This window comes from Bradyrhizobium genosp. A (assembly GCF_049949275.1).
Classification (GTDB): Bacteria; Pseudomonadota; Alphaproteobacteria; order Rhizobiales; family Xanthobacteraceae; genus Bradyrhizobium.
In genome coordinates, this window is the sequence record NZ_CP188196.1 from 3,793,686 (window position 1) to 3,809,878 (window position 16,193).

Genomic DNA, 16,193 nt, shown 5'->3' on the forward strand with positions numbered 1-16,193 from the left:
TGAGTTCCTTATCTTCCGAACGTGTGGTCTCTTTCGGCTCGTTTCAGCTGTTTCCGACGCGGCGGATGCTCATGGACGACGGCAAGCTGCTGCGGGTGGGTGGCCGCGCACTCGATATTCTTATTTTCCTTGTCCAGCGCAATGGTGAGGTGGTCGGCAAGACCGAAATCATGGCGCGCGTCTGGCCCAATACGTTCGTTGAGGAAGACAACCTAAAAGTCCATATATCGGCATTGCGACGGGCGATTGGAGATGGAGGCGGAGCAAAACGTTATATCGTTTCGGTTCCAGGGCGAGGCTACGCCTTTGTAGCGCCTGTCTCTTCTGATGGCGTTGATGCAAGATCCGAAGCGGGAATTCCGATGAAGCCCGCGAACAATGTGCCGACGCTGCTAACGCGGTTGATCGGGCGCGACGCCGCCGTAGCTCAACTGGTTCAGCAGATTGATCGCCATCGCATGGTGACCGTCGTCGGACCCGGCGGGATCGGCAAGACCTCGGTCGCCCTTTCCGCAGCAGAACAATTGATTTCCAGCTTCGAGCATGGCGTCTGGCTCGTGGACCTTGCGCCGGTCGCGGAGGCTCGTCTGGTGCCGAATGCGCTGGCGACCGTTTTGGGGTTGGAGACCCGCGACGACGATCTGCTACCCGCCTTAATCAATGCTCTCGGCGACAAGCAGATGCTCATCGTGCTCGACAATTGCGAGCACGTCGTCCAGGAAGCGGCGCGTCTGGCGGCCGATTTGATGCTCAGCGCGCCTCGTGTTCGGGTCATCGCGACCGGTCGCGAACCGTTGCGCATCGAGAGCGAACGTCTGCATCACCTGCAGCCCCTAGAGTGTCCCAACTCACCGCAGGTGCTGTCTGCGGCTGAGGTGAAAGCTTACCCAGCTATCCAGCTTTTCGTCGAGCGGGCGGCGGCGAATCTGGCCGAGTTCGAGATCAATGATGCGGAAGCTCCGCTTGTTGCAGAGATATGCAAGAAGCTGGACGGCATCCCGTTGGCAATCGAGTTCGCCGCAGCCCATGTCGGAACGCTGGGACTAAGCGGGATGATGATGCGTCTCGACGGCCGATTTCGATTGCTCTCTTCGCGCCGTCATGCGGTTGTCGCCCGCCATCAGACCATGCGCGCGACTCATGATTGGAGTTACGCTCTTCTTGACGACCCCGAGCGCATGATCCTGCGTCGGCTCGCTGCCTTCGTGGGGAATTTCACCATGGCTGCCGCGAGCGTGATCGCCGTGGGCGATGGCATGCCCCCCTCGGAAGTAGTCGATCACCTTGCTAGCCTGGTCACGAAGTCACTTGTCTCCGCCGATGTTGGAGGAGCGGTCGCGCATTACCGACTACTCGGAACGACGCGCGCGTATGCCCTCGAAAAACTGCTTGAGGAGGGCGAATTTGATCGTCTAGCCCGGCGTCATGCCGCGTACTTCGCCGATCTGCTGGACCGCGCTTGGGCCGCAACGAGCCCGTCGTCCGATGAGGGGGGATATTCAAGTCTCAGAGATCAACTCGGCAATGTGCGTGCGGCGCTGCAATGGAGCTTTTCGGAAGCGAAAGACCCTGAACTCGCCGTGAGGCTCGCAGCCGGGGCCGGGGTCTATTTTGTTGAGCTTGGTTTGATGACCGAGGCTCGGGATTGGGTCTCGCGCGGGATGGAAATAATCGACGAAACGCAACGAGGCACGCGCTACGAGACCATGCTGCAATACGCTCATGCTCACTCCCTGGTGGTGACCTGCGGCCGCGCGCCGCTATCGCATTTCCAACATGGCAAGCCGCTTCTGCATCCCCTCCATCAAGTGACTCCGAAGGACTCTAGACCGTCGATCAGGTCCGGCAACACGGCTCCTCGAACTGAGTGCGAGCAAGTCAACCACGATTGAGTTGCGGTCAAAGTGACCCGCATCGTGCACGAGCTGCATTGCCGCTCCAAGGACATATCAGTCTCGCCTGATGGGACGCCGAACGGATGGTTTACCTCTTTGCAAGGCGCCATGATGATGGCCTTTCGTGAGTTGGTCTCCTTTCAGAACGGTCGATGTGACGATCGATGAAGGCACCAGCCCATCGTTCGCTGCCAGCGGCCCGAGTCTGCAACACCCAATGTAGCGCATTGCTTGTCGGCTCAATGGCCCGTGGTCCTTTACCATTTTTTACCAGGCTTTTCCGCACTTCACTCGGCCTCCAATTCGGGCCGATCTAGGCTTTGGGCAGTCATCAAGCGGGCATCTTCCCGCAAGCCCAACCTGAGAGGCGAAGTTGCAAAATTTCCGCGTACGAGACTTCGCTCAAATGCTCCCGCGCGCGGCCGAAGGTCATTTCGTTTTCAACACCCGGCACGCTGAGCCAACGGCGCGCACGGCGCTCAGATCGATATCAACGCTCAGGTTGAAAGCTGGCCAGTTGGCCGGATTGGTGTTGCTGGTTGCCGGCATTCTTGGCGCGCAGGTCTCGGCTATGGCTCAGTCTTCCGCGTCCGGCGAAGGGGCAGCCGATCGTACCGACAAGAGGTGGGTCGCTCAAAAAAAGAAGCCGGCAAACGATGAACCGGTTGCCCCGGTGAGAACGCCAGCGGCGGCGAAGCCCGAGGCCGATGCGCAAGCAGCACAAAACCCGATTTCCAACATGATCAGCATCCCGTTTCAGAACAACACGTACTTTGATGCTGGTCCCTATCGACGTGCGCAGAACGTCATGCTTGTCGAGCCGGTTGTTCCTGTACACCTGAACGCAGACTGGAATTTGGTGACGCGATGGATAACTCCGGTCATTTACCAGCCTCGCCTGGCGCCATTCCAGGGCGCCGAGTTCGGCGTCGGAAACGTACAGCCCCAGTTCTATTTCGTTCCCGCCCACACCGGGTCCACTGTGATCGGGTTTGGTCCGCAATTCCAGTTGCCGACGGCGACCGATAATCTGCTCGGCGTCAATAAATGGGGCGCGGGCCCGGCATTGGCCGCGCTGACCATCCAAGGTCCATGGGTGGTCGGAGTGCTCGCCAACAACATGTGGGCCGGCACCGAGGGAGAGCGCGTCAACAGGCTGACCCTCAATCCGTTCGTCAACTACAACATGGCTGGCGGTTGGTATCTCTCATCAAGCCCGGTTCTTACGGCGGACTGGCTGGCGCCGACGAGCCAGCGCTGGACGGTTCCGATTGGAGGTGGCATCGGCCGCGTCTTCAAGGTCGGCGAACAAGCCGTCAATGCGCGAGTGCAGTTGTTCGACAACGTCGTGCGACCGATCAATGCCGCAAGCTGGATACTGCAAATGCAGGTCCAGTTGCTGTTTCCCTCATCTTGAACGGCAAGAGGTCGTGAGCCCGTGCTCAACGAAAGGAAATGAACGTGAATAAAATGGATCGGACCACGCCTGCCGAGGCGTCCAGCGAATTGAACATCGATGCGACATTTAGTGAATTCCTTTCGGGAATTGGCCTGTCTGCGGAACAGACCGGGGGGAAGATCAGCTTCACGGGGGCTGATCCTATCTTCGACAGCCCGCACCGTATCGGAGCCTGCGTCGCCATCCCGATGATGGGTGCGGCGGCCGGAGCCGCAACTGTCTGGGCGATGCGAACCGGACGCGGCCAGGACCTTGCGATTGACCTGCGCAAGGCCATTCACGGCGTCAATCCAATGTACAGGTTCAAGCCGACGATAAACGGCCATGCCTACCAGGTGCCTTATGCAGTGGGCAACCATCTGGCATTCGATCTTTACCTGACCAAGGACGGCCGCTGGGTGCTTCCCACCGGTGTCTATCCCCACATGACGAACGAGTGGCTCTCCTTGCTGCGGTGCTCTACGGAGAAGGCGAGCATCGCGAATGCGATACTCAGGTGGGATGCGCAGGACCTCGATGATGCCGCCGCGGAGCGCAACATGGTCTTCGCCATGTGTCGTTCCGAGGACGAGTGGGCGCGACATCCGCAAGGCGAGCTATTGGCTTCGAAGCCGCTGATCGAAATCGAGAAGATTGCAGACAGCGAACCCGAGCCGTTTGGCCCGGCCGAACGACCGTTGTCCGGCATCCGCGTGATGTCGGTAACTCACGTCATCGCAGGCAACGTCGCCTCACGTACGCTGGCCGAGCAAGGCGCGGACGTCCTGCAGATAGCCCATCCGCAGGAATTCGAGCACGAGCTACTTGCGATTGATCCCACTGCCGGACACCGCTCTGCATGGCTTGATCTCAAATCGGCCGAGGGTAACAGGCTTGGACACGAGCTCGTCGCCGGCGCCGACGTGTTTGTCGAGAGCTACCGCGGCAGGAGCTTGAGCAATCTGGGATTTTCACCGCAAGAATTGGCATCGCGACGGCCAGGTATCATCTACTGTTCCGTGCGCTGCTATGGCTACGACGGGCCTTGGGCCAATCGCGCTGGCTTCGACATGGAGGCGCTCTGTGTCAGCGGGTTTACCTTCAACGAAGGAACGCCTGACCGACCACGCTTGCCGCCGACGACCGTCATGAACGATTACATCGCCGGCTATATGGGCGCCGCCGGTGTGACCGCGGCCCTGATCCGGCGTGCCCGCGAGGGCGGTAGCTATCACGTCAAGATATGCCTGACGCGAAACGCCATGTGGTACCCGAGGCTAGGGCTGCTGAGCCGCAGCGATCGCGAACTGCGAGGCGAGCAAAATCAACTACTGCAGCCGGACACGGTGACGCGACCGACACCCTACGGCGAGTTGCACCGGTTGGCACCGCCCGTGACCTTCTCTGAAACTGCAGGTTACTGGAACGACCCGATCGTGACGGTGCGAGGATCGTGCAAGCCGGAATGGCCCGCGGACGCGTCATGAACAACCATGTGCAGGGAATTGATGGCGTGTCGTGCACAACGAGAAGCTCGACGAAGCGGTGGAAAGGCTGGCCTACAATGCGTGTACGATTCCTCGGTTACGGTAGCCTCGTCGGCCTTCTACTGACTGGGAACGTTGCGATTGCCGATGAAGGCTTTGTCGAATTCGGCAACGCAGCTCGTGAAGAGTCGCCGCATGCGGCGCCCCTCGCGCCGCGTCGAGCAATCAAAGGCAAAGGCAAAGCCGCAAAGCTGGAGAAGGCGGCTCCGCCACCCGTAGATCCATGGGGGCCGGTCGCAGTTGACAAGGTCTCGTTGGTCAATGCCGCGCCCGGCTTGCTGGCATTTTTCAATAACGCGCCGGTTTTTGGACTTCCCGGAACGGTCACGGGCGACATTCTGCATCGTACCCAACTTCTTGGCGATTGGGGCGGAACCCGCACAGAACTGGCAAGAAAAGGTTTCTTCTTCGATCTCTACACCACGAGCTACTATCAGGACGTGACCTCGGGCGGCCTGAAGACCGGCTCAGCCTTTGTGCAGAACACCCAGCTCTCGATCAATGTCGACACTGGGCGTGCCGGTTGGTGGTCGGGTGGCCTCATTCATTTCACGGCGCAGTCGCGCTACGGCGACAATCCGCCGAACACGTTCACCGTGGGATCCGTCGTCCCGCAATATACAGGATTGGTACTGCCGGACCCGCTGCAGCCCAACAACTTCCTGCCTTCGGAATACTTCCTGGTACAGGCGCTGAGCAAGCAGGCCAGCGTCGTGATCGGCAAGATCAGCGACGTGTTCATCCCCGATCAAACCGAGTTCGGCAACAGCTTCAAATACTACTTTGCCAACTTCAACCTCAACAAAAATCCCATGACCACGAACTTCTACAATCCGACCGCGCTGGCTGCGTTGGGGGTCTGGGCCTTTAGCCCGAAATTCGTGGTCGCCGGCGGTGTGCTGGATCCCAACAGCAAGTCCGACAACCTGGCGGTCAACGCGTTCGACCGGGTTAACCTCTATCTGACGTCAATCGCCTCTTACGATATCGCGGGTTTGCCCGGCCAGTTCTCGCCAGCCTACAATTGGACCAACAAGCCAAAGATCGATCTCGGCGCGCCTTTTGGCCCCCTCACATCCGTCGCGGCGGTGACGCAGGCGGTCGGTGGCTTGCTCGGCGCCAATTCCACGAACGGTCTTCCCGCCAATTTCAAGAATGAGAGCTGGTTCGCAATTGCCAACGTCTCGCAATATCTGTTTGTCGCCGACGATCCCGCAGCGGTCGCACAAAAGCTGAAAAGCGGTGAGCCGCTTCGCGGCATCGGAGTGTTCGGTCGCGTCGGCTATGCGCCGGAGGACACCAACACGATCACGCGCGATGCGAGTATCGGCTTGTTTGCCCGCGGCTTGCTCGATCGCCGCGAGAACGACAGTTTCGGCATCGGATATTACTACAATCAGATCAGCAGCAAGTTCAAGACGGACGTCTCGCTGCTGACGCGCGGTGCAGCATCAGCGCATGACGAGAGCGGGTTGGAGGTATTCTACGATGTCGCGATTACGCCGGCGGTCCGCCTGATCCCGAGCTATCAACACATCTGGCACCCGCTGAGCGCGGAGGTTGCCACAGGCCATCAAAGTGCGGATGTGTTCCAGGCGCGCCTCACGATGGCATGGTGATCTTGCATACATCGGGAAGATCGGTGGAAGCTATTTACAAGGGCGAATCCAATGAAGAGCAGGGCTGAAGACGGCTTCGTCACGATGACCGATGGCACGCAGATTTACTACAAGGATTGGGGACCAAAACTGGCGCAGGTGGTTTTCTTCCATCACGGCTGGCCACTATCCGCCGACGATTGGGATCCGCAGATGCTGTTTTTTCTGGCCCGCGGATTTCGCGTGATAGCGCATGATCGCCGAGGGCACGGACGATCGACCCAAACGTCAACGGGCAACGACATGGACACTTATGCTGCCGACGTCGCAACAGTGGTTGAGGCCCTCGATCTGGTGGGTACCTATCATGTTGGTCATTCGACGGGTGGTGGAGAAGTCGCGCGATACATCTGTCGCTACGGCTCGCATCGGACGTCTAAAGCTGTTCTGATGAGTGCCGTCCCGCCGATAATGCTCAGGTCGGCCAGCAATCCGATCGGTACACCCATTGAGGTATTCGACGCGATCCGTGCCGGTGTTGCTGGAAATCGATCCGAGAGTTACCTGGCGACCACGCTCGCATTCTACGGCTATAACAGACCAGGTGCGAAGATATCGGAAGGCATTCGTCAGAATTGGTGGCGTCAGGGGATGATGGGTGGCGTCAAAGCTCAATACGATTGCGTCAAAGCCTTTTCCGAGACCGACTTCACTGAAGATCTCAAGAAGATCGATAAGCCGGTTCTAGTGATGCATGGAGATGACGACCAGATCGTGCCCTATGCGGATTCCGCGCCGCTATCGGCCAAACTGTTGAAAAACGCGACCCTGAAGACCTATCCTGGCTTCCCGCACGGCATGCCGACGACGAATTCCGACGTCATCAACGCAGATCTTCTGACCTTTTTCCAAACATAGATCCTTCGTGGACGAGCGCACGGGCAACGCGAGTACGAGGAAGGCCTCGTTCGCGCCTTGCTCTACTTTCCATTCGTAAAGAGACGCTTCGACAATCAGAAGCGGATCCTGGTTAGGATGCCAGAGCGCAACTACGACAGCCTTGACCAAGTTTGATCCGCTTTACGATCCTTAACCGAGATTTTCCGCACTTTACTCGTTGATTTGGTGAAGCCGATCTACTGTTTTGGCAGTCGTCTAGTTGGATTTTGCGCCGGGGGAAACGTCACATGCTTTCGTCAATGACAGTCGCCAAAGCGATCGCCAATGCCGCGGGGGCGCCTCAGCTCAGCGATCGCATGAAGGGCGCGAAAGTCCAAACACGAAATGAGCTCGAGCGATTCCTGTCGGTGGTCTTGCTTGCCGCTAATGTCGCCGGTTTGACACTCGCCCTTGGCACGTCGGTCCAAGCGGAGGAGGGAATGATTGCCCAGCAAAATGCCTGCAGGCCAGACGTGTTCCGCCTGTGTCGGGATTTTATCCCGGATCGGGTCGCCATCAGAAACTGCCTGGAAGGCAACAGGCCAAATCTGAGCCCCGCGTGCCGGGCGGTATTTTCGCCGTGGCCCAAAAGGGAGCTCTGACGCTAGGAGTCTCGCGGGGCTGAAACAGCAGACGGATGCGAGCGAGGTCGCGACCGCGTAAACTGGAGAAGGAGACGATCATGAAAACTCGCCACGTCTTGATTGCCATGGTTCTGCTATCGTCGGCTTCGTCTGCCGCCCTTGCGCAGGTCGCGGGCTCAACGCTGATCGGGGTTGCGGCCGCAGAGCTGCGCACGGTTGCAGTTGGTTGGAGCGCCAAGCGGCAGGTACTCGGCCAGGCTGTCTTCAACGAAAAGGAAGAGAAGATCGGAACCATCGATGACGTGGTGATCTCGCCCGAAAAGGCGGTGTCCTACGCCATCGTCAACGCGGGCGGCTTCATCGGCGTGACCAAGCACGATGTCGCCATTCCGGTCGAGCAGCTGAAGCTGGCCAACGGCAAACTCGTTCTGGAAGGTGCTTCACGGGAGGCGCTGAAAGCCAGTCCGCCGTTTGAATATTCCGCCAACTAGCTCCCGGCGGACCATGTTCGAGGTGCTGCCCAACAGCTCCGAAATAACGCCACGGTCCTTCAACAGCAGGAGATATCGATGTCCTTTGCCAGGCCACTTCTGACCAGCATGCAGCGTGCAGTAAAGGATGCGCTCGGTAGCCACTGGCGCCTTCTGATGTTTCAGGGCGTATCGATGGTCATTCTCGGCTGTCTCGCGATAGCGGCGCCGGTGACGGCAACCGTCGCCGTCGATCTCTATGTCGGGTGGCTGTTTGCGTTGGGTGGAGTCATCGGGCTCGTTGCGATCGTTTCCACGCATGATGTCCCGGCGTTTCTCTGGAGCCTGCTCACCGCCGCGTTGTCGATTGTGGCCGGCATCATGTCGATCGCCCAGCCGTTGGAGGGCGCGTTGTCGTTGACGCTGGTGCTGACGGCGTTCTTTACCGCCGAAGGCGTTTTCCAGGTCGCGACCTCGATCGCTTATCGCAATGTAATTGCCGCCTCATGGGTATGGATGCTGGTCAGTGGTCTCGCCGATTTGGCGATGGCCGGAATCATCATCGCGAACTGGCCGGCCAGCGCGGTCTGGGTGCTCGGTCTGCTCGCGGGGATCAATCTGATTTCATCGGGCTGGGCCATTGTGATGGCCGCTATGGCCGGACGAGAATTCGCCCGGGACGTCGCTCCATCCGCAGAACCGGCGCATCGGAAATGAAGATCACGGCCGTTCCCGGGAAGGGTCGCGACCCGCGCGGCAGAGAGCCGTGAGGACCGAACTCAGACATTTGATCGCGGGGCTTCTGACCGTGTTTCTCTCCGGCTGTACTTCATTCAACCAGCCCGCAAATACACCGTTGCCGTCGGATGCCAGACCTTCAGCTCTGCGGAGCATACCTGATTTCGAGGGTGACACCGCCATCGGCCTGGCGTTTTCAGGCGGCGGTACGCGCGCCGCAGCCTTTGCGTTCGGCGTACTTCGAGGTCTCCAGAAGACCGGCGTCAGCGGCGGGAGGACCAATCTGGACCGGATCGTCTTTGTATCCGGCGTATCCGGCGGATCCGTCACTGCTGCCTATTTCGGGCTCAAGGGGCCTGCCGCGCTTGACGATTTTCGCGAACGCTTCTTGATCCGAAATGCTGAGGAAGATCTGGATACGGCGTTTGGGCTCGGCAATGTGGTGCGGGGCTTCAACGGAGGGGTCAACGATGCCAGCAAGTTTCCCGCCTGGCTCGACCGCAATCTGTTCGATCATGCCACGATGGACGATCTGTCTCGGCCGGGCAGACCGATCGTCTGGCTTAACGCATCCGACCTGTTTCGTAGAACTCCGTTCCTGTTCTCCGCCGTGACGTTCGAAGCGCTTTGCAGCAATGTGAGAAACTTTCCGCTCTCGCAGGCGGTGGCGGCCTCTGCCGCGGTGCCTGTCGCGTTCGTGCCGATCGTGCTGGAGAGTTTTCCGCGAGCCTGCGCGCCGGCACTGCCAATCTGGATCGATCACGCAATCGCCACTCGGGAATCTGGCGCGCAATTGCGCGCTTTTGCGGAAGCGTTGGCCAGCTATCGCGATCCTGCCCAAATGCGATACTTGAAACTTGCCGACGGAGGCCTCACCGACAATTTCGGACTATCGGGCCTGGTGATCGCGCGCGCCGCAGCCTCGAAACCTTATATGCCTCTGACAGCGGACAAGGCCGTTCGTCTGCGGCGTATGGTGTTCATCGTTGTCAACGCTGGCCGGCCACCAGCAGGAGAATGGTCTCGCACGCTGGAGGGACCGACCGGTGCCGCGTTGCTTGATGCCGTGACCGATACGGCAATCGATTCGGCTGTTCGAAGCGGATTCGACGCCTTTCGCCTGACTCATTCGAGAATGGGAAACGGCCATACGAAAATGGCGCTGCGAGCTATCGGTTCGCGATGCGCGTGCGCTCGGTGCGAACGCAGACTGGCGCTGCGACAACATCAAGTTTGAGATCACGGAGGTATCGTTCGATCGGCTCGATCAAGAGACCGCGGCAAAACTATCTGCCGTTCCCACGCGCTTCAGACTGCCGGTTGAAGATGTGGATCTTTTGATCGAGGCGGGCGGCCGAACGATCGCTCAGGATCCAATTCTGAGAGACGGACCTGTTCTGCAGTAGCTGAAAGGTCCTCTGGCCATATAGGCCGCACTTCACGAAAGGGTTCGTAACGCTATTTCGAAGGGGAGACACGGCATGACCGATACGCGAAAGATCGCAGCGATTCTGGCGGCGGATATGGTCGGATACAGCCGGCTCACCGGCACGGATGAGGATCGTACGCTGGCTCGTCTTCGGACGCTCTGGAGCGACTTGTTCGATCCGGCGATCGACGTCCATCATGGGCGCGTTGTAAAGCGCACGGGCGACGGTGCTTTGGTCGAGTTCCGCAGCGTGGTCAACGCGGTGCGCTGCGCGATCGAAGTGCAGAACGGCATGGTCGAGCGCAATGCGGGTCTGCCGGCTGATCGGCGCATCGACTTTCGCATCGGTATACATCTCGGGGATATCGTCGAAGAGAGCGACGGCGACTTGATGGGCGACGGCGTCAATATCGCGGCACGGCTGGAGGGAATAGCCATGCCCGGTGCGATTTGCCTTTCTGAAGATGCGTATCGACAAGTCAAGGCGCGGCTCGATCTGGCGGTCAGTGATCTCGGTACGACTCAACTCAAGAACATTGCCGATCCGATCCGGGTCTATTCGCTTCAAGTCGGGGGCGCCGCGGAGGAGAAGCCGCGGGCGCAAGGCGGCGTGCCCGAAAGGTCTTCGGCACCCCTGGCGCTTCCAGACAAGCCTTCGATTGCCGTCCTGGCGTTTCAAAATATGAGCGACGACGTCGAGCAGGAGTTCTTCGCGGACGGAATCGCCGAAGACATCATCACGGCGTTATCCAGAGCGAGCTGGCTATTCGTCATCGCTCGGAACTCTTCGTTCACCTATAAGGGCAAATCCACTGATATCCGTCTTGTTGGCCGCGAACTCGGGGTGCGCTACGTGCTCGAAGGGAGCGTACGCAAGGCCGGCAATAGAGTGCGGATCACCGCCCAGCTGATCGATGCAAGCGGAGGCCAGCACGTCTGGGCGGAACGATACGATCGTGCGCTCGAAGATATCTTCGCGGTTCAGGACGAGATCACCCACAGTATCATCGGCGCTATCGCGCCGGGAATAATCGCTGCGGAAGTACAGCGCATCCATGGCAGGGAAGCTGCCGAACTCGATCAATGGGAACGGGTGATGCGGGCGCACTGGCATGTCCAGCGATTTACCTGCGAGGATTGCAATCAGGCAATTAGCTTGATCGAAGACGTCCTGCGGTACGATCCGAACAATGCGATGGCGCTCGCCGACCTTTCCTTTAACTGGCATATGGGCGGTCTCTTCGGCTGGACCAAAGAGCTGCCGTCCGTTGCGTCGGAACGGAGGGGCGAGGCCGCCCGCCGTGCGGTCGCCGCCGACGACCGGGACGCTGCGGCGCAAACTTCGCTCGCTGTCCATGAGCTTTTCACCAATCAACACGACATTGCTATCAGGCGTCTCCATCGCGCGATCGAGCTTGATCCGAATTCGAGTTTCGCGCGGGGGATTCTTGGTACCGCCTACAGCTTTGGTGGTGAGCCTGACCGCGCGTTGGTAGCGCTACAGCAGGCTATGCGGTTGAGCCCACGCGATTATCTGATGGTGATCTGGCATACCTGCTGCGCATGGTCGCATTTGCACGCGGAGCGCTTTGCCGAGGCAGTGGATAGCGCCAAACAGGCGATCGACGTCAATCCGTTCTTCCCCGACGCGCATGGCACCCTGACCGCGGCTGCAGCGCATCTCGGGCGCATGGCGGAGGCGAAGGTTGGGCTCGATGGCTTCGTGCGGCTGCTGCCGCAATTGTCCTTAGACGACCCGCGACTGGTCCGGCCATTCCGCTGCGAAGCCGACCGCGAGCGATTTCTCGCCGGCCTGCGCAAGGCGGGACTGCCGGAGCAACACCGCGCACGAGAGTAGCTGCACACCGACCTCGGGAGAAAATCCAATGATTACCAACACGCTGCAGAAGAAGGCATTCGATGCGGTGAGTGCGGCCCTACCGTTTGCGATCGATCCGGCGAAAATCACGGTCGCGCCCGGATTGTCCTACACGATCAGCCCGGTCAAAGCGCACGATTATGCCGCCGGAGTCATGGGCGCGTTTGGGTCGGTCGTCGAACATATTGGTAGGCTCCGTGGGTTGCCGGCGCAAACGATGACGCTCAACCGACGGCGATGCGGCCTCCTCCTCAATTCGGGCCAGCTTCAATTCTTGAACGGCTATGGTTGCTTGATGGACACATGGCCGATCGGGCCAGACAACGGCACCTACCGCGCCAAGGACGGCCGCTACATCACGATCATCGGATTGCATCCACATTTGCGCGACGCGATCCTGGAATATTTCCAGTGCTCGAACTCGGCGCATGGGCTGCAGGCCGCGATCGAAAAAAAGCCGGCGCAGCAAATCGAGGATGAGATGTCCACGCTACGTCTTCCCGCGGGAATGGTACGTAGCCTGGACGAATGGCTGGCTCACCCGCAGGGCGAAGCAACCGCGAAGCGTCCTTTGATCGAAATCGAGCAGCGCGGCAATGGAGGAGGCCGCAAGCTCTGCAAGGCGAGGCGTCGGCCGCTTGAGGGTGTGCGTGTCGTCGAATTGGCGCATCTTGTCGCCGGCCCGACGGTCGGACGTCTGCTGGCGGAGCAGGGTGCAGACGTGATCAAGGTTCAGCCGCCGGTCGGGGATTGGGTGCTACCGCTCTGGCTTGATGTCAACTGGGGAAAGAAATGTATCCTGACCGACATCAAGAGCCAAACAGGGAAGGCGCGCCTGGTCAAATTGCTTGCCGATGCGGATGTGCTTGTAAACAGTAACTCGCCCGGAGCGTTGGAACGTCTCGGCCTCGGCCAAGCCGAGCTTCACGAGATCAATCCCGGCCTCATCTACGCCGGCGCTTCCTATGCTTCGGCCGCCACCCCTTGGGCAGACCGAAAGGGCTTCGAGCAAATCGGTCAGGCTGTCGCGGGTCTGATGCACGCGAATTCCGAGGGCATGGCGGCTCCGACGCTGATTTCGGTTCTGCTCAACGATTACATGACCGGATATCTCGCAGCAATCGGCGCGGTGGCGGCTCTGGCTGAGCGCGAGGAAAAAGGCGGCTATTGGTATGTCAATGCGTCGCTTTCGCGTAACTCCATGACGGCGGCGTCCATGGTTGAACCGCGCGATGCCGAGCAGTACGCACCTGTCAGTGTGCAAGACATGATCGACCACGGGATCGACCAGGTCACCCCGCTCGGAACATTTACGCGGTTGGCCTCAGCCGTCGAATTCAGCCATACCCCGTCGATGGTAACGCTTCCGACCGGCTTGCCGGGAACCTATCCAGACACCACGACCTGGTCGGATTTCGCAGAGGCCAGCGAGACGGACGGCGTGCCGCATCGTCCTTCCCACTTCGCCAGAACTGGCCTCATTCGGAATCTGGTGCCCGGTCATGGCATTGAGGACCGCGGCGACGGCGGCGGCGGCCTCAGCCTCGCCTCCAAGCAGCTGTTCGAAATCGTCATGGCCAGTCGGGCCCTGAAGTCGTTGCTTTGAGGGATGGGCGCACCTTTCTCGTCATGCGATCAACATGAACCGCACAAATCCAAAGGCCGCTTGTTGGAGGGCACCGATCGCAGCTGGTCTGCTCACGGCTTCTTGTGCATCAGGATTATCGTAGACGCTTGATGGCATTGTTCTCGATCACGGGCCATTGGCGGAACAGGCCTCTATCGGAGGCGAAACCCATTCCGGCCGTAGCTCACACCGTGGGGTTTGTCTGACAAGGTCGAAAATGCCCTATCTTTCAATGGGGATTGACTGACACCCCATCCGCCGACAAGAGGGCTCCTCCTAACGAGAGCCAAGATCTTCAGTTCGTCGACAAATTCCGGCACTCGGCAAATATTCTAGAGGTACGATCGCAACCGAGGTTCGCGGTCCTCAACCGAGAACTTGAAGGTAGGCCGTACCAGCTGGTCGCGCGTTGGCGGCACCGGGCGCAGAGCGAACTTTCGGTCGGACAAAGCGCGAGCTGGCAGAGAAGGCCGCTTCTGGCGCAAAGCAGGCCAGTATGGTTGGAGCGCAGCGGCTAGGGACGTGAGGGGCATTGAATGACCGGACCAGCGCGCTCCTGATCTCTGACGGTATTTGAAGCTACGCGGAACCAGTGCGGTAGTGGCAGCCTTGGCCATGCAGGCAGTGCTGATCAGTCTCATGCAGGCAGTGCTGATCAGTCTATTGACTCCGATAGGTAGCGAAATCGCAAGGATCGCGAGCGGCTCGAATTTTCCTGTGAATTCAAAACGGAAAAATTAGGACGGCCGTACCGTCGGCAGTTGTCCGTCAGATCCAAGGATTTGTGCTTGGAAAACAACGCGGAAACATCTTCCCGAATGATTGAGTGGGAGTAGGGCGGTCGGCGGCCGTCGCGCGGCTTGGCGCGGGTTTTCGTAAGGCTCTTTTCACTCCGTCCTATCTTGGCGGCTGACTGGCCGTCGTTGGCGTCGACTTAACCCGACCTAAGTCGCCATTCCAGTCCCAGTGTCGTCGGTGGAGTATTGCGGCGTACTATAGCGTGCGAAGCGGCGTGAACCGGACCTGCCGGAGATCGTCGCGAACGGGTTTTTTGAAGCGGAAGTGCGAGAGTTATGGGCGGCTGTTTCGATAGGCTATGCGCGCGGCAAATTCGAACCGGTACCGCGCGACCGCAAAGATTGGTACGATTGAACTGAGGCGAGGAACGTGGCCGAAGTGACGTACTACGGCGCGCTGCCGTTCGTTTTGAGTGACGATGGCGTGGCCGCCGGCGAACCGACAGACTGCTTCAATCCGAATGCTGCTGTGATGCGCGCGGAAGCGCTGTCGCGCAAGGAAGGGCACGTCGGCGCCGTTGCGTTCGGTCGCACGGGAGATCCTGCTACAGGCGATTCAGCGACGCTCAGGTCATCAAGAAGTTTGGCGCTGTGCCCGATTTGCGCCGGTACCCGGCTCGCGCCGCTCGTGGACATCACAAGGGCACGGGGAGCCAGGCTTATGGCCGGCTGCGCCATGTCGTATTGTCAATCTGCAGTATCGCCGAATGCCTGGCGCGGGGTGATGCCAAAGCTTCTCTTGAAGCTGCGTCCGAAGTGCGAGAGATCCTTGAAGCCGCAGTCGAAGGCAGCATCAGTGACGGAGCGGCAGCGTTTTTCGGTCAGCAGGGAATAGGCCTTCGCCAATCGCTGCTTCTGCAGCCAGGCGATGGGAGTCGTCCCGTCTTGGGCGAAGATGCGAGAGAGCGTCCGGACCGACATGCCTAACCAAAATTTGCGAGTGTTTTCAGCCGCTACCTAAGGTCGTTCTTGTTTGTTTATTTATTTATAACGAGCCTCTTCGACAAGCTTGGGTCGTTGCAGGCGTGGCGGCGATTGCTGATGTGCTCGAATAGAATGGTCGTGACTCTTAGATGAGATGCGAGCGTCGGGTGAGCGAACCGATCGCTACCTTTTCGAGCGGATATGGAGAACCATGTCACGCTAACATTCCTTCGCGCTTGGGCCTGCGCGCTATGTGGCGAAACTACAGGATCAATCCGCTCATAGTGATTGCTCACGTAGTGCGCGACACAAGCGGCTTCTTGCTCAG

12 protein-coding genes and 1 pseudogene are annotated in these 16,193 nt (G+C 59.4%); 12 read left to right on the forward strand and 1 reads right to left on the reverse strand.

Features of this window, described 5'->3' with window-relative positions:
- Positions 1-71: 71 nt before the first annotated feature.
- The 12 genes and pseudogenes from ACP2YP_RS17410 to ACP2YP_RS17465 form a co-directional block, all read left to right on the forward strand.
- On the forward strand, positions 72-1,892 hold the full coding sequence (locus ACP2YP_RS17410; RefSeq protein WP_426425572.1) for an ATP-binding protein: 1,821 nt from the start codon (positions 72-74) through the stop codon (positions 1,890-1,892).
- Between the two features lie 409 nt (positions 1,893-2,301).
- On the forward strand, positions 2,302-3,312 hold the full coding sequence (locus ACP2YP_RS17415; RefSeq protein ID WP_426425573.1) for a hypothetical protein: 1,011 nt from the start codon (positions 2,302-2,304) through the stop codon (positions 3,310-3,312).
- 38 nt (positions 3,313-3,350) lie between these two features.
- Positions 3,351-4,820 carry a CoA transferase gene (locus tag ACP2YP_RS17420; protein WP_426425574.1) on the forward strand — a complete coding sequence of 490 codons (1,470 nt, stop codon included), beginning with the start codon at positions 3,351-3,353 and terminating at the stop codon, positions 4,818-4,820.
- A 77-nt stretch (positions 4,821-4,897) separates the two neighbouring features.
- Complete coding sequence (locus ACP2YP_RS17425; protein ID WP_426425575.1) at positions 4,898-6,499, forward strand: carbohydrate porin; 1,602 nt, start codon at positions 4,898-4,900, stop codon at positions 6,497-6,499.
- 51 nt (positions 6,500-6,550) lie between these two features.
- Positions 6,551-7,396: an alpha/beta fold hydrolase gene (locus tag ACP2YP_RS17430; protein WP_426425576.1), complete on the forward strand. Its 846-nt coding sequence runs from the start codon at positions 6,551-6,553 to the stop codon at positions 7,394-7,396.
- A 269-nt stretch (positions 7,397-7,665) separates the two neighbouring features.
- Complete coding sequence (locus tag ACP2YP_RS17435) at positions 7,666-8,019, forward strand: hypothetical protein (RefSeq protein WP_426425577.1); 354 nt, start codon at positions 7,666-7,668, stop codon at positions 8,017-8,019.
- Between the two features lie 80 nt (positions 8,020-8,099).
- Entirely contained in the window at positions 8,100-8,492 is a 393-nt protein-coding gene (locus ACP2YP_RS17440) for a PRC-barrel domain-containing protein (protein WP_426425578.1), read from the forward strand.
- 78 nt (positions 8,493-8,570) lie between these two features.
- A complete protein-coding gene (locus tag ACP2YP_RS17445; protein ID WP_426425579.1) occupies positions 8,571-9,188 on the forward strand; it encodes an HdeD family acid-resistance protein in 618 nt (205 codons plus the stop codon).
- Positions 9,189-9,237: 49 nt separating this feature from the next.
- Positions 9,238-10,446, forward strand: coding sequence for a patatin-like phospholipase family protein (locus tag ACP2YP_RS17450; protein WP_426425580.1), 1,209 nt, complete (start codon positions 9,238-9,240; stop codon positions 10,444-10,446).
- 244 nt (positions 10,447-10,690) lie between these two features.
- Positions 10,691-12,496 carry an adenylate/guanylate cyclase domain-containing protein gene (locus ACP2YP_RS17455; RefSeq protein ID WP_426425582.1) on the forward strand — a complete coding sequence of 602 codons (1,806 nt, stop codon included), beginning with the start codon at positions 10,691-10,693 and terminating at the stop codon, positions 12,494-12,496.
- A 28-nt stretch (positions 12,497-12,524) separates the two neighbouring features.
- Positions 12,525-14,123, forward strand: a complete 1,599-nt coding sequence (locus ACP2YP_RS17460; RefSeq protein ID WP_426425584.1) for a CoA transferase — start codon at positions 12,525-12,527, stop codon at positions 14,121-14,123.
- Between the two features lie 1,188 nt (positions 14,124-15,311).
- Positions 15,312-15,541: pseudogene (locus ACP2YP_RS17465) on the forward strand (hypothetical protein); the annotation flags it as partial.
- 87 nt (positions 15,542-15,628) lie between these two features.
- On the opposite strand, the gene ACP2YP_RS17470 reads toward ACP2YP_RS17465, so the two are convergent.
- A complete protein-coding gene (locus tag ACP2YP_RS17470) occupies positions 15,629-15,862 on the reverse strand; it encodes a helix-turn-helix domain-containing protein (RefSeq protein WP_426426187.1) in 234 nt (77 codons plus the stop codon).
- Positions 15,863-16,193 lie beyond the last annotated feature (331 nt).

What these genes read in the sequence shown, in the direction of transcription:
- ACP2YP_RS17410 (WP_426425572.1), top strand. Translation starts at nt 72, where the DNA reads ATGGACGACGGCAAGCTGCTGCGGGTGGGTGGCCGCGCACTCGATATT.
- ACP2YP_RS17415 (WP_426425573.1), top strand. Translation starts at nt 2,302, where the DNA reads ATGCTCCCGCGCGCGGCCGAAGGTCATTTCGTTTTCAACACCCGGCAC.
- ACP2YP_RS17420 (WP_426425574.1), top strand. Translation starts at nt 3,351, where the DNA reads ATGAACGTGAATAAAATGGATCGGACCACGCCTGCCGAGGCGTCCAGC.
- ACP2YP_RS17425 (WP_426425575.1), top strand. Translation starts at nt 4,898, where the DNA reads ATGCGTGTACGATTCCTCGGTTACGGTAGCCTCGTCGGCCTTCTACTG.
- ACP2YP_RS17430 (WP_426425576.1), top strand. Translation starts at nt 6,551, where the DNA reads ATGAAGAGCAGGGCTGAAGACGGCTTCGTCACGATGACCGATGGCACG.
- ACP2YP_RS17435 (WP_426425577.1), top strand. Translation starts at nt 7,666, where the DNA reads ATGCTTTCGTCAATGACAGTCGCCAAAGCGATCGCCAATGCCGCGGGG.
- ACP2YP_RS17440 (WP_426425578.1), top strand. Translation starts at nt 8,100, where the DNA reads ATGAAAACTCGCCACGTCTTGATTGCCATGGTTCTGCTATCGTCGGCT.
- ACP2YP_RS17445 (WP_426425579.1), top strand. Translation starts at nt 8,571, where the DNA reads ATGTCCTTTGCCAGGCCACTTCTGACCAGCATGCAGCGTGCAGTAAAG.
- ACP2YP_RS17455 (WP_426425582.1), top strand. Translation starts at nt 10,691, where the DNA reads ATGACCGATACGCGAAAGATCGCAGCGATTCTGGCGGCGGATATGGTC.
- ACP2YP_RS17460 (WP_426425584.1), top strand. Translation starts at nt 12,525, where the DNA reads ATGATTACCAACACGCTGCAGAAGAAGGCATTCGATGCGGTGAGTGCG.
- ACP2YP_RS17470 (WP_426426187.1), bottom strand. Translation starts at nt 15,862, where the DNA reads ATGTCGGTCCGGACGCTCTCTCGCATCTTCGCCCAAGACGGGACGACT.